Genomic DNA, 12,780 nt, shown 5'->3' with positions numbered 1-12,780 from the left:
CTTTGCGTGGAAGCCGGGGCGAGCGTGCTTGTCGCCGGCTCGGCCATCTACAATGAACGGGATCGAGCCGCCGCCATTCGCACGCTTCGCGAAGCGTGCGCCAACTAGCCAAAAGGCAGCGCCGCTTTTGCCATCTTATCGAGCCGCAGGGTGATGAGAGCAAAGAAAAGGACGGAAGATGGCCGCCTCGGCCCTTGCCGAAAGGGGGAAACGCATGTGTTGATTCATATTGTCGGCGGCGGTCCGCGCCACCTTCTTCCCGATTTGCGCTCGTATGATGGGAGCGATGTGCAGTGGGTCGGCGTCGACCGCGGCACGAAAGCGCTGCTGGATTTCGGACTCCGTCCGGTGCGGGCGTTTGGCGATTTTGATTCGCTGCCGGCAGAGGAGGTCAAGCGGCTAAGGGAGATGCTGCCGGAGCTTGACATTTGGCCGGCGGAAAAAGACAAAACGGATATGGAGATCGCCCTTGACTGGGCGGTTAGGCAGACAGATGGGGCCATCCGTCTGTTTGGGGCGACCGGCGGGCGGCTTGACCATTTGTTTGGCAACGTTGAGCTGCTGTTAAAGTACGCCGGGCGGCCCATTGAACTCATCGACCGGCAAAACGTGCTCACCGTCCATCTGCCCGGCGTGCATACGGTCGCGCGCGACGAGCGATACCGCTATGTGTCATACATCCCGATTTCCGAAACGGTGGCAGAGCTTACGCTTATCGGATTTAAATATCCGCTAACAAACTGTCATATTTCCCGCGGTTCGACATTATGTATTAGTAACGAACTTATCCAATCTTCCGGTACTTTTTCGTTTTCAGAAGGCATATTAATGATGATAAGGAGCAGCGATTTTGCCGGCTGCCCGTAGTCGCGCTTGGCTTATGACGGAATATAATGGATAAGGAAATGGCGGGAAGCTCGTTATGATCGGTGTGAGGAGGGAATCGGGATGAAGTTTTATACGATCAAGCTGCCGAGATTTTTAGGCGGAATCGTGCGGGCGGTGTTGAACGCATTTAAAAAAGGATAAGAAAAAAGCACCATTTTTGGTGCTTTTTTGTTGCCGCCGAACAAAAGGAGGGTTGCAACCTTTTGGGGCGGCTTCTTTTCGTTAGGCCGTTAGACGCGTTTCACTTTTCCAGATTTCAGCGCGCGCGCCGAAACCCAGACGCGTTTCGGTTTGCCGTCAACTAAAATGCGCACTTTTTGCAAGTTGGCTTTCCATGTGCGGCGGCTGGCGTTCATGGCATGCGAACGCGAGTTGCCGAACGATTTCTTCTTGCCGGTCACAAAGCATTTCGCCATCGTTTTTCCCTCCTTGCTTTCACATCCCTCTAAAAACACTATTATAATTTACCATACAACCGTAGGGATTGCAATAGACGTGCGGTTTTCTTTCAAGAAACTGTCCTTGACATATATTTCAGTTTTCGGCTAAATAATACTAGTGGGCGGACGGGAAGCGCTTTGAAAACAGAAAGCGTTATAGTACAATAGGGGTAGCTGTGCGAGATACGCAAAGGGGGAACGAGCATGTCGATCGAATGGCAAACGAAATACGGGCGCATCGAAGTTGCCAATGAAGTAATTGCGATGATCGCGGGGGGAGCAGCCGTCGATTGCTACGGCATTGTCGGAATGGCGTCGAAAAACCAAATTCGCGATGGGCTGTCGGAAATTTTGCGCCGGGAGAATTTTTCCAAAGGGGTTATTGTCCGCGAAGAAAACGGCGAGGTACATATCGATATGTACATCATCGTCAGCTACGGAACGAAAATTTCCGAAGTCGCCCATAACGTGCAGTCGAAAGTGAAGTACACGCTCGATCAGACGCTCGGGCTGGCGGTTCAGTCGATCAATATTTACGTTCAAGGGGTTCGGGTGTCAAACCCGTAGTAAGGAGGAGTTAGCCGGTGACAATGAGGACGCTTGACGGAAGACGATTTGCCGATATGGTGCAGCAAGGGGCCGCACATTTGGCGAACAACGCCAAGACGGTCGATGCGCTGAACGTCTTTCCGGTTCCAGATGGCGATACAGGAACGAACATGAACTTGTCGATGACGTCCGGGGCGAAAGAAGTGAAGGCGAACGCCTCCGACCATATCGGCAACGTCGCCGCGGCGCTGGCGAAAGGGCTGTTGATGGGGGCGCGCGGCAATTCCGGCGTCATTTTGTCGCAGCTGTTCCGCGGATTTGCCAAGGCGGTGGAAGGCAAACAGCAAGTGAACAGCTTCGAATTCGCCGCCGCTTTGCAGGCTGGGGTTGATACAGCTTACAAGGCGGTGATGAAGCCGGTTGAGGGGACGATCCTCACCGTTGCCAAAGAAGCGGCGCGCAAGGCGGTGGAGGTGGCAAAAAAAGAACGCGACGTGATCGCCGTGATGGAAGCGGCGCTCGCCGAGGCGAAAGCGGCGCTGCAGCGCACGCCCGAATTGCTTCCAATCTTAAAGGAAGTCGGTGTCGTCGACAGCGGCGGTCAAGGGCTCGTATACATCTATGAAGGGTTTCTTGCTGCTCTGAAAGGGGAAATCGTGAGCGCCGCACGCGCTGAGGCGCGGATGGACGATTTAGTGAAAATGGTGCACCATCAAAGCGCGCAAAGCCATATTCATACCGATGAGATCGAGTTTGGCTACTGTACGGAATTTATGGTCCGTTTTGAGCCGGACAAGCTGGCCGAGCACCCGTTTTCCGAAGAAACGTTCCGCCGCGAGTTAAGCCAGTTCGGCGACTCGTTGCTCGTTGTCGCTGATGACGAGCTCGTTAAGGTGCACATCCATTCGGAAACGCCGGGTGAGGTGCTGACATACGGTCAACGCTACGGCAGCTTGATCAATATTAAAATTGAAAACATGCGCGAACAACATGCCAACATCGTCGGCAAGGAGGCAAAAACGCTGCCTGGTGTTGCCAAAGAGGAAGCAAAGCCGTACGGTATCGTCGCCGTCGCCATGGGCGCTGGCGTGGCTGAACTGTTTCGGAGCATCGGTGCACACGCCATCATTGAAGGTGGGCAAACGATGAACCCGAGCACGGAAGAAATCGCTGACGCCATCCGCCTCGCTAACGCGGAAACGGTGTTTGTGCTGCCGAACAACAAAAACATTGTGATGGCGGCAAAACAAGCGGCGGAGCTTTCCGAACAGCGGGTGATCGTCATCCCGTCGAAAACGGTTCCGCAAGGTCTGGCGGCGTTGCTGGCGTTCAATCCGGCGCAATCGGTCGAGCAAAACGAGCGGGCGATGACGGCGGCGCTGTCGCGAGTGAAAACGGGGCAAGTGACGTTTTCCGTGCGCGATACGACGATTGACGGCATCGAGATTCAAAAGGGCGATTACATGGGGTTATTGGATGACCGCATTATTGCCGCTGACAAAGACAAACTCGCCGTAACGAAGCGGCTGCTTGATGCGCTCATTGATGAAGAAAGCGAAATCGTGACCATTTTGTACGGCGAAGACGCAACGGAGAGCGATGTGGAAACAGTCGTTGCCTATTTGGAAACGAAACATGACGGGGTCGAAGTGGAAGTGCATAACGGAAAGCAGCCGCTGTATCCATTCATCATTTCCGTCGAATAATATGTTAGAATAATAGAAGGGAGCATTCCCTTCTATTTTTCTTATTTTTCTGTTTTGTGGAGGAATAGCGGAGATGAAATACAAAAGCGTCTTTGATATCATTGGCCCGGTGATGGTCGGGCCGTCAAGTTCACATACGGCCGGGGCGGTGCGCATCGGTTTGGTTGCGCGCAAGTTGTTTGGCCGAAAGCCGACGTGGGCGCGCATTTCGTTTTACGGCTCATTTGCCGAAACGTATCGGGGGCATGGCACCGACGTTGCCATTGTCGCCGGGCTGCTCGGGTTTGACACGTTCGATGAACGTCTTCCGAATGCGCTTGAGATCGCCCGTGAGGAAGCGGTGGACGTTTCGTTTTCTGCCGAGGAGGCGATTCCGCATCATCCGAATACGGCGCGCCTGCGGATTGGCGATGACGAAGGCGAGCTTGAGCTCGTCGGCATTTCGATCGGCGGCGGCAAAATCGAAATCGTCGAATTGAATGGGTTTGCCTTGAAGCTGTCCGGTCACCATCCGGCGCTGCTCATTATGCATAACGACCGGTACGGGACGATTGGGGCGGTGGCTTCGGTGTTGGCGAAACAGAAAATCAACATCGGCCATATGGAAGTGTCGCGCAAGGAGAAAGGGAAAGAGGCGCTCATGGCGATCGAAGTCGATCAGCCGCTGACCGATGATCTCATTGGCGAGCTTGAGCAACTGCCGAACATCATCCAAGTGGCCAAACTCGTTGATTAGGAAGAAAACGGTTTCGTGTCTGTTAGCATTTGGATAGACATCGCTGTAATGGAGAGAGGATAGGTGAGCATGAATGTTTCGCAATGTGGCTGAACTTGTGGCGTTGGCCGAAAAGGACAACATCAAAATCGCTGAAGTGATGATCCGTCAAGAAGTGGAAGTGAGCGGGCGAAGCCGGGAAGAGATTATCGCCCAAATGGATCGCCATTTGGCCGTCATGGAGCGTGCCGTCGAGAAGGGGCTGCGAGGGGTTGTATCCCGTTCCGGACTGACGGGCGGCGATGCGGTGCGGATGCAACGCTATATTGCAGGCGGCCGTTTTTTGTCCGGAGAGACGATTTTAGACGCCGTCAGCAAAGCCATGGCGACCAACGAAGTGAACGCGGCGATGGGCGTCATTTGCGCCACGCCGACGGCTGGGGCGGCCGGCGTCGTCCCGGGGACGCTGTTTGCCGTGAAAGAGAAGCTGCGGCCGACAAGAATGGAAATGATTGAGTTTTTGTTTACAGCCGGGGCGTTTGGCTACATTGTCGCCAACAACGCCTCGATTTCCGGCGCCGCCGGCGGCTGTCAAGCCGAGGTTGGGTCGGCGGCCGGCATGGCCGCCGCGGCGCTGGTTGAGCTGGCCGGTGGGACGCCGAGCCAAGCGGCCGAAGCGATGGCCATCGCCTTAAAAAATATGTTGGGATTAGTATGCGACCCGGTTGCTGGCCTGGTCGAAGTGCCGTGCGTCAAGCGGAACGCGATGGGGGCGGCGAACGCCATGATCGCTGCGGATATGGCGCTAGCCGGCATTAAAAGCCGCATCCCGTGCGATGAAGTGATTGAAGCGATGTATCGCATCGGTGCAGCCATGCCGGTGGCGCTCAAAGAAACGGCGCAAGGGGGGTTGGCCGCGACGCCGACTGGCCGCGCCATTGCGGCCCGCATTTTCGGCGCTTCTGCGGCATCGAAGTGAACGAAGCGATGCAACAGCCGGTGGCGGCGGTCAAAGGCATCGGTGAAGAGACGGCGGCGGCGCTTGCCGACATCGGCATCGCGACGGTCGGTGAGCTGCTTGCGTACGCCCCGTACCGCTATGATGATTACGAACAAAAAGATTTGGCCGCCGTCCGCCATGAAGAAAAAGTGACAGTGGAAGGGAAAGTATACAGCGCCCCGCTGTTGACGTATTACGGAAAGAAAAAATCGCGCCTTTCCTTCCGCATGCTGGCCGATCGCTACTTGATCACCGTCGTTTGTTTCAACCGTCCCTATTTGAAGGAAAAAATCGCCCTGAACGAGACGGTGACGGTGATCGGCAAATGGGACCGGCATCGGCAAACGATCAACGCCTACGAGCTTCGGTTCGGACCGGCTCCGGAGACCACCGGCATCGAGCCGGTTTACTCCGTGCGCAGCCCGCTGACGGTGAAAACGATGCGCCGGTTGATGAAAGCGGCGTTCGAACAGTTTGGCGAGCACATCCCCGACCCGCTGCCGCCCGCTTTGCGCCGCGCTTATCGCCTTGTCGACAAACAAGAAGCGCTCCGCGCCCTTCATTTTCCGCGCACGCGCGAAGAGTTGCATCAGGCGCGGCGCCGGCTCGTCTATGAGGAGTTTTTGTTGTACCAGTTGAAAATGCAGGCGCTCCGTCGGTTGATGCGCGATGAGCGGCGCGGCGTCGTTCACTCGTTTTCTGAAGAGCGGCTTTCGTCCTTTCTTTCCGGATTGCCGTTTGCTTTGACGAACGCCCAGCGCCGCGTCATCGGCGAAATTTTGGCGGACATGCGCTCGCCGCGGCAAATGAACCGGCTTTTGCAAGGCGACGTCGGTTCTGGCAAGACGGTCGTTGCCGCTGTCGCCCTTTACGCCGCCGCTTTGTCCGGGTTTCAAGGAGCGCTGATGGTGCCGACGGAAATTTTGGCTGAACAGCACGCCCGCTCGCTCGCCGAGCTGTTTGCCGATACTGATGTGACTATCGCGCTCTTGACAAGCTCAGTGAAGGGAAAGCGGCGCAAAGAGGTGCTTGCCGAACTGGAAGAAGGAACGATCGATATCGTCGTAGGCACGCACGCCTTGATTCAAGAAGGAGTGCGGTTTCGCCGGCTCGGCCTTGTCATTACGGACGAGCAGCATCGGTTTGGCGTCGAACAGCGCCGCATTTTGCGTGAGAAAGGGCATGCACCGGATGTATTGATGATGACGGCGACGCCGATTCCGCGCACACTCGCCATTACAGCGTTCGGCGACATGGACGTATCGGTGCTCGATGAAATGCCGGCCGGACGAAAAAAAGTCGAGACGTATTGGGTGAAGCATCATCAGTTCGCCCGCGTGCTCGATTTTATCGAAAAGGAATTGCGCCGCGGTCATCAGGCGTATGTCATCTGTCCGCTCATTGAGGAGTCGGACAAATTGGATGTGCAAAACGCTATCGATGTCCATAGCCAACTTGTCCATTATTATCGCGGGAAATATGAGATCGGCCTTATGCACGGCCGGCTGTCGGCCGACGAAAAAGAACGCGTCATGCGGGCGTTCAGCGAAAACCGCATCCATGTGCTCGTCTCGACGACGGTCGTTGAAGTCGGCGTGAATGTACCGAATGCGACGGTGATGGTCATTTACGACGCCGAACGGTTTGGCCTCGCCCAGCTCCATCAGCTGCGCGGGCGGGTCGGGCGCGGCGACGCCCAGTCGTACTGCATTTTGATCGCCGACCCGAAATCGGAAGTCGGCAAAGAACGAATGCGCATCATGACGGAAACGGCCGATGGGTTTGTGTTGGCCGAAAAAGATTTGGAGCTGCGCGGTCCGGGCGATTTTTTCGGTACAAAACAAAGCGGGCTCCCGGAATTCCGCTACGGCGATCCAGTGCATGATTACCGCATTTTGGAAGTCGCCCGCCGCGATGCCGCCAAACTCGTTTCCTCGGCCGCGTTTTGGCGCGATGAGGCGTACGCCGGGCTGCGCGCTGAGCTGGAAGCGTCCGGCATACTCGACGGGGAAAAGCTAGATTAATAGACAGGAAGGAGGCGTTTTCGCATTCGCGCCCCGTTGTTTTTTATGGTGATTGATTCACTTTTTGGCTAGTTTGCGCCTATATTTTCACCCCTCGGATGGGGGAAGCAAGAGATGCCTGTCCGACGGTTTCGTTTGTGGGCCTTGAGGATAGAGCGGAAAGCCGTTTGGCGGGGGCGTCGGATCCACAGCGGCCGACAGCATGTGGCCGCTTTTCATTTTTTGTGCTTGCATTTCGTTTTTTGATATTATATATTACTTTTAGTACCTAGTCATAAAATCGGACGGTGTCACGAATCAATGAGAAAAAGCAAACGCGAACGGCAACGGTTGTTGCAGGAGACGATCCGGGAAAACCCGTTTATCACCGATGAAGAGCTCGCCGAAAAATTTTCGGTCAGCGTGCAGACGATCCGCCTTGATCGGCTTGAGCTGTCGATTCCCGAACTGCGTGAGCGCATCAAGAATGTCGCCCGCCAGTCGTTCGCTGATAAAGTGCGGGCGTTGCCGCTTGAAGAAGTGATCGGCGACATTATTGACATCGAGCCGGATGCGAGCGCCATTTCGATCTTCGATGTGAAAGAGGAGCACGTCTTTCGGCGCACCCGCATCGCCCGCGGCCACCATTTGTTCGCTCAGGCCAACTCGCTCGCCGTCGCCGTCATCCATGATGAACTGGCGCTGACAGCGAAAGCGACCATTCGTTTTGTGCGCCAAGTGAAAGAAGGGGAGCGGGTCGTAGCCAAAGCGAAAGTGACCGGCAAAACGGCGCACGGGCGCACAATCGTCGAGGTGAACAGCTACGTCGGCCAGGAGCTCGTCTTTTCCGGGACGTTTGAAATGTACCGTTCAAACATAGAGAAAAAGGATGGGGACAGCAATGAATATCGCGGTTGATGCCATGGGCGGAGACCATGCCCCGGGCGAAATCGTGCGCGGGGCGCTGAGAGCCGCCGCCCATTTCCCTGACATCGAGATTACGCTGATTGGCGATGAAGCGAAAATTCGCCCGCATGTGACGAGTGAAGAGCGCATTTCGATCATCCACACCGAGGAAGTGATCGAAGCAGATGATGAGCCGGTGCGGGCGGTGCGGCGCAAAAAAAATTCGTCGATGGTGCGCATGGCGGAAGAAGTGAAAGAAGGGCGCGCCGCTGCCTGCATTTCCGCCGGCAATACCGGGGCGCTCATGGCGGCCGGACTGTTTGTCGTCGGGAGGGCAGCCGGCATCGACCGCCCGGCGCTCGCCCCGACGCTGCCGACGTTGGATGGGCGCGGCTTTGTCTTTCTGGATGTCGGCGCCAACGTCGATGCAAAGCCGGAACATTTGCAGCAATACGCTTTGATGGGGCATGTGTACGCGAAGAACGTGCGCGGCGTCGAAAACCCGCGCATCGGCTTGCTGAACGTCGGAACGGAAGACCAAAAAGGAAACGAAACAACGAAACGGGCGTTTGCCTTGCTCAAGGAAACGAACCTTCATTTCATCGGCAATGTTGAAGCGCGCGACCTGCTGCAAGGAGTGGCTGATGTTGTCGTCGCCGACGGCTTTGCCGGCAATGTTGCGTTAAAAACGATTGAAGGGACGGCCTTGGCGCTCTTTTCCTTGCTCAAGCAGACGCTGACAAGCGGCGTCGCGGCGAAGCTGGCCGCCGCCGTCCTCAAACCGAAGCTCGCCGGGCTGAAAAAGATGATGGACTACTCGGAGTATGGCGGCGCGGCGCTGTTTGGCTTAAATGCTCCGGTCATTAAAGCGCACGGGTCGTCCGATGCCAATGCTATTTTCCATGCCATCCGCCAAGCGCGAGAGATGGTGGCTCATGATGTCATCGGCACGATCAGAGCGGAGCTGGAACGGGCATAATCGGTAAAGGAGGAATCAAAAATGGGGAAAATCGCCTTTTTATTTCCGGGCCAAGGCTCGCAGACGGTCGGCATGGCAAAAGACGCCGCCGACCATGACGACCGCGCCCGTGCCGTCATCGCGGAGGCTGACGAGCGGCTTGGATTCGCGCTTTCCAAGCTCATGTTCAACGGGCCGCAAGAAGAGCTGACGTTGACATATAACGCCCAGCCGGCGCTGCTAGCCGCCAGCATCGCCTTATGGCAGCTCGTTGACGGCGCTGGCCTTAAGGCTGACTATGTCGCCGGCCACAGCTTAGGCGAATATACGGCGCTTGTCGCCGCCGGCGCCATGTCGTTTGCCGATGCCGTTTACGCGGTGCGCCGCCGCGGCGAGCTGATGGATGAAGCGGTGCCGGCCGGTGAAGGGACGATGGCGGCGGTGCTTGGGATGGACGCCGAGGCGCTCGAAGCGGTGACAAATGAAATCGCCGCCCAAGGCGACCCGGTCGAGCCCGCCAACTTCAACTGCCCGGGACAAATCGTCATCTCCGGCTCGAAAGCCGGAGTGGAAAAAGCGGCGCAGCTGGCGAAAGAACGCGGCGCCAAACGCGTCATTCCGCTTGAGGTGAGCGGTCCGTTCCACTCCGCTCTCATGAAGCCGGCGGCAGAAAAACTGAAAGCGGTTCTTGACAGTTTGGTGATTCGTGACGCCGCCATTCCGATCATCGCCAATGTGACCGCCGAGCCGGTGACGAAAAAAGAGGACATCGCCCGCCTTCTCATTGAACAACTGTACTCGCCGGTGCGCTGGGAGCAGTCGGTGCGCACGCTTCTTTCGCTTGGCGTCGACACGTTTGTCGAAATCGGTCCGGGAAAAGTGTTGTCCGGCCTTGTGAAAAAAATCGACCGCAACGCCCGCGTTTATGCGGTGAACGACCTCGCTTCCTTCGAAGCGACCGTTGCGGCGCTGAAAGGGGAATAAAGCGATGCTCGAAGGAAAAATTGCGCTCGTCACCGGGGCGTCGCGCGGCATTGGCCGGGCGGTCGCTCTGGAGCTTGCCCGCCAAGGGGCGAACGTTGCCGTCAACTACGCCGGCAACGAGGCGAAAGCGAATGAGGTTGTCGAGGCCATCCGCTCGCTCGGCCGCGAAGCGATCGCCGTGCAGGCGGACGTCGCCCGCGCTGAAGATGTTGAGCGCATGGTGAAAACGACGATTGACCATTTTGGCCGCCTCGATATTTTGGTCAACAACGCCGGCATTACGCGCGACAATTTATTGATGCGGATGAAAGAAGAAGAATGGGATGCCGTGATGAATACGAACTTAAAAGGGGTATTTCTTTGTACGAAGGCGGCAACGCGCCCGATGATGAAACAACGCTATGGGCGGATCGTCAACATCGCTTCGATCGTCGGCGTGATCGGCAATCCAGGGCAGGCGAACTATGTCGCCGCCAAGGCCGGCGTCATCGGGCTGACGAAGACGGCGGCGCGCGAACTCGCCAGCCGCAACATCACCGTTAACGCCGTCGCACCAGGATTTATTACGACCGATATGACCGAAGCGCTCAGCCCGGAGCTGAAGGGGGAAATGTTAAAACAAATTCCGCTTGCTCGCTTCGGTGAGCCGGATGACGTCGCCCGCGTCGTCGCTTTCCTCGCTTCCGACGCCGCGAGCTACATGACCGGACAGACGCTTCATGTTGACGGCGGCATGGTCATGCCATGACAAAACGCCGCTAGTATTTTTCTCTTCCATCGACTATAATCATGAAGGGAGGTGAACACAATGGCAGACGTATTGGAACGTGTAACGAAAATCATCGTTGACCGGCTGGGGGTTGACGAATCGCAAGTGACGCTTGAGGCGTCGTTTAAGGACGACTTGGGCGCTGACTCGCTCGACATCGTCGAACTCGTCATGGAACTTGAAGACGAATTCAACATGGAAATTTCCGATGAAGAGGCGGAAAAAATCGTCACAGTCGGAGACGCTGTGAACTACATAAAAAGTCGTCTGTAATGCCGCTTTTTTGCAAAGTCCCGTTGCTTCGAACGGGGCTTTCTCTGCTTTTTCAGGGATGCTCGGCGGGCCTTGCGGAAAAAGCGCACGATTCCCGCTCGCTTAGCGGACCGGAGAACGGATATAATAGAAGAAGACAAGGCCATTTTGTTCTGGAACGAAGTCGGAGGGCATTTTTATGTCAAAACAAAAAGATAAAGAGCGCATCTATGAAAAGAGGCGGGCGAAGTTTCAAGAGCTGCAAAAAAAAATCGGCATCACCTTTCGAAACGAAAAGCTGTTGATTCAAGCGTTCACCCATTCATCGTATGTGAATGAGCATCGGCGGCGGCTTCACGAAGACAATGAACGGCTTGAGTTTTTAGGCGATGCCGTGCTGGAGCTGACCGTTTCTCAATATTTATTTCAAAAGTTCCCGCATATGAGCGAGGGGCAATTGACGAAGCTGAGGGCGGCCATCGTCTGTGAGCCGTCGCTTGTGAAATTTGCCAACGCCCTGTCGTTCGGCGAGCTCGTCTTACTCGGCAAAGGCGAGGAGCTGACCGGCGGGCGGACGCGTCCGGCGCTCTTGGCAGACGTCTTTGAGGCGTTCATCGGCGCTTTGTATTTGGATCAAGGAATGGATGCGGTCATCCGCTTTTTGGAGCAAACGATGTTTCCGAAAATTGATGAAGGTGCTTTTTCTCATGTGATGGATTTTAAAAGCCAGCTGCAGGAATTGGTGCAGCGGGACGGCAGCGGAACGCTTGAATACGCCATTTTGGAGGAAAAAGGTCCGGCCCACAACAAGGAGTTTGTCGCCCGCGTAGCGTTAAACGGCCAAGAGCTTGGCATCGGCGTCGGCCGCTCGAAAAAGGAAGCCGAACAGCATGCGGCGCAAATGGCGCTCGAAACGTTGCGGGCTGCCGACCAGCAGTGAAGGCTGGCGCTGTTACGTCAGTCTTTTTTCTGTGAACGTGCGAGGGGATGGAGAGCAAACGCTGCTCATGGGTGTTTCGATGAACATGCGCGCCTTGAGCGGGGGAAGAAAGGCGTTTTTTTCGATAGTTCGTATGGTAGGATGAAAAGATCGAACGTCCCGGTTCCCCAAAATGGCTCCGGGGTGTTTGTGGTGGATCACAGTGGAAAGATGGTGAGGCGTCATACCATGTTCCTGAAACGATTGGATGTGATCGGCTTTAAATCGTTCGCTGACCGTGTATCGATCGAGTTTGTCCCTGGTGTGACGGCGGTCGTCGGTCCGAACGGGAGCGGCAAAAGCAACATTACCGATGCGATCCGTTGGGTGCTCGGTGAGCAATCAGCGAAATCGTTGCGCGGGGCGAAAATGGAAGACGTCATCTTCGCCGGCAGCGAATCGCGCAAGCCGCTCAATGTGGCTGAAGTGACGATCACACTCGACAATGAAGACGGCTTTTTGCCGCTTGAGTACCAGGAAGTGAGCGTGACCCGGCGCGTCTATCGCTCGGGGGAGAGCGAGTTTTTCATCAACCGCCAGCCGTGCCGTTTGAAAGACATCGTCGATTTGTTTCTCGATTCCGGGCTCGGCAAGGAGGCGTTTTCCATCATCGGCCAAGGCCGGGTCGAAG

15 protein-coding genes and 1 pseudogene are annotated in these 12,780 nt (G+C 56.1%); 15 read left to right on the top strand and 1 reads right to left on the bottom strand.

Going from position 1 to position 12,780, the window contains the following annotated elements; all coding sequences use genetic code 11:
- The 3 genes and pseudogenes from BRO54_RS20675 to spoVM form a co-directional block, all read left to right on the top strand.
- Positions 1-108, top strand: a pseudogene (locus BRO54_RS20675) (ribulose-phosphate 3-epimerase); the annotation flags it as partial.
- A gap of 108 nt (positions 109-216) precedes the next feature.
- A complete protein-coding gene (locus BRO54_RS17280; RefSeq protein WP_042381396.1) occupies positions 217-867 on the top strand; it encodes a thiamine diphosphokinase in 651 nt (216 codons plus the stop codon).
- A gap of 81 nt (positions 868-948) precedes the next feature.
- Positions 949-1,029, top strand: coding sequence for a stage V sporulation protein SpoVM (spoVM, locus tag BRO54_RS17275; RefSeq protein ID WP_011230680.1), 81 nt, complete (start codon positions 949-951; stop codon positions 1,027-1,029).
- 89 nt (positions 1,030-1,118) lie between these two features.
- Here the strand turns inward: spoVM and rpmB are convergent, their stop codons facing one another.
- Entirely contained in the window at positions 1,119-1,304 is a 186-nt protein-coding gene (rpmB, locus tag BRO54_RS17270; RefSeq protein WP_031410471.1) for a 50S ribosomal protein L28, read from the bottom strand.
- 228 nt (positions 1,305-1,532) lie between these two features.
- On the opposite strand from rpmB, the gene BRO54_RS17265 reads away from it, so the two are divergent.
- The 12 genes from BRO54_RS17265 to BRO54_RS17205 form a co-directional block, all read left to right on the top strand.
- Positions 1,533-1,895 (top strand): Asp23/Gls24 family envelope stress response protein, encoded by a 363-nt coding sequence (locus tag BRO54_RS17265; protein WP_011230682.1) that lies wholly within the window; start codon positions 1,533-1,535, stop codon positions 1,893-1,895.
- A 17-nt stretch (positions 1,896-1,912) separates the two neighbouring features.
- Positions 1,913-3,583: a DAK2 domain-containing protein gene (locus tag BRO54_RS17260; protein WP_074044728.1), complete on the top strand. Its 1,671-nt coding sequence runs from the start codon at positions 1,913-1,915 to the stop codon at positions 3,581-3,583.
- A 73-nt stretch (positions 3,584-3,656) separates the two neighbouring features.
- Complete coding sequence (gene sdaAB, locus BRO54_RS17255; RefSeq protein WP_042381391.1) at positions 3,657-4,319, top strand: L-serine ammonia-lyase, iron-sulfur-dependent subunit beta; 663 nt, start codon at positions 3,657-3,659, stop codon at positions 4,317-4,319.
- Between the two features lie 73 nt (positions 4,320-4,392).
- On the top strand, positions 4,393-5,277 hold the full coding sequence (sdaAA, locus tag BRO54_RS17250; protein ID WP_074044727.1) for an L-serine ammonia-lyase, iron-sulfur-dependent, subunit alpha: 885 nt from the start codon (positions 4,393-4,395) through the stop codon (positions 5,275-5,277).
- Complete coding sequence (gene recG, locus BRO54_RS17245; protein WP_074044726.1) at positions 5,274-7,322, top strand: ATP-dependent DNA helicase RecG; 2,049 nt, start codon at positions 5,274-5,276, stop codon at positions 7,320-7,322. The genes sdaAA and recG overlap by 4 nt, the downstream gene beginning before the upstream one ends.
- Before the next feature lie 300 nt (positions 7,323-7,622).
- Complete coding sequence (gene fapR, locus BRO54_RS17240) at positions 7,623-8,219, top strand: transcription factor FapR (protein ID WP_011230687.1); 597 nt, start codon at positions 7,623-7,625, stop codon at positions 8,217-8,219.
- Positions 8,203-9,186, top strand: coding sequence for a phosphate acyltransferase PlsX (plsX, locus tag BRO54_RS17235; RefSeq protein ID WP_042381385.1), 984 nt, complete (start codon positions 8,203-8,205; stop codon positions 9,184-9,186). The genes fapR and plsX overlap by 17 nt, the downstream gene beginning before the upstream one ends.
- Positions 9,187-9,207: 21 nt before the next feature.
- Positions 9,208-10,149, top strand: coding sequence for an ACP S-malonyltransferase (gene fabD, locus BRO54_RS17230; protein WP_042381383.1), 942 nt, complete (start codon positions 9,208-9,210; stop codon positions 10,147-10,149).
- Between the two features lie 4 nt (positions 10,150-10,153).
- On the top strand, positions 10,154-10,897 hold the full coding sequence (fabG, locus tag BRO54_RS17225) for a 3-oxoacyl-[acyl-carrier-protein] reductase (RefSeq protein ID WP_042381381.1): 744 nt from the start codon (positions 10,154-10,156) through the stop codon (positions 10,895-10,897).
- A gap of 60 nt (positions 10,898-10,957) precedes the next feature.
- Positions 10,958-11,191 carry an acyl carrier protein gene (locus BRO54_RS17220; protein ID WP_011230691.1) on the top strand — a complete coding sequence of 78 codons (234 nt, stop codon included), beginning with the start codon at positions 10,958-10,960 and terminating at the stop codon, positions 11,189-11,191.
- A gap of 178 nt (positions 11,192-11,369) precedes the next feature.
- On the top strand, positions 11,370-12,110 hold the full coding sequence (rnc, locus tag BRO54_RS17215) for a ribonuclease III (RefSeq protein ID WP_042381378.1): 741 nt from the start codon (positions 11,370-11,372) through the stop codon (positions 12,108-12,110).
- 228 nt (positions 12,111-12,338) lie between these two features.
- A partial coding sequence (locus BRO54_RS17205; RefSeq protein WP_139268088.1) for an AAA family ATPase occupies positions 12,339-12,780 on the top strand: 442 nt, incomplete at its 3' end.

The sequence above is a fragment of the Geobacillus proteiniphilus genome (genome assembly GCF_001908025.1).
Lineage (GTDB): Bacteria > Bacillota > Bacilli > Bacillales > Anoxybacillaceae > Geobacillus > Geobacillus proteiniphilus.
This window is presented reverse-complemented; position numbering and strand designations above follow the sequence as displayed.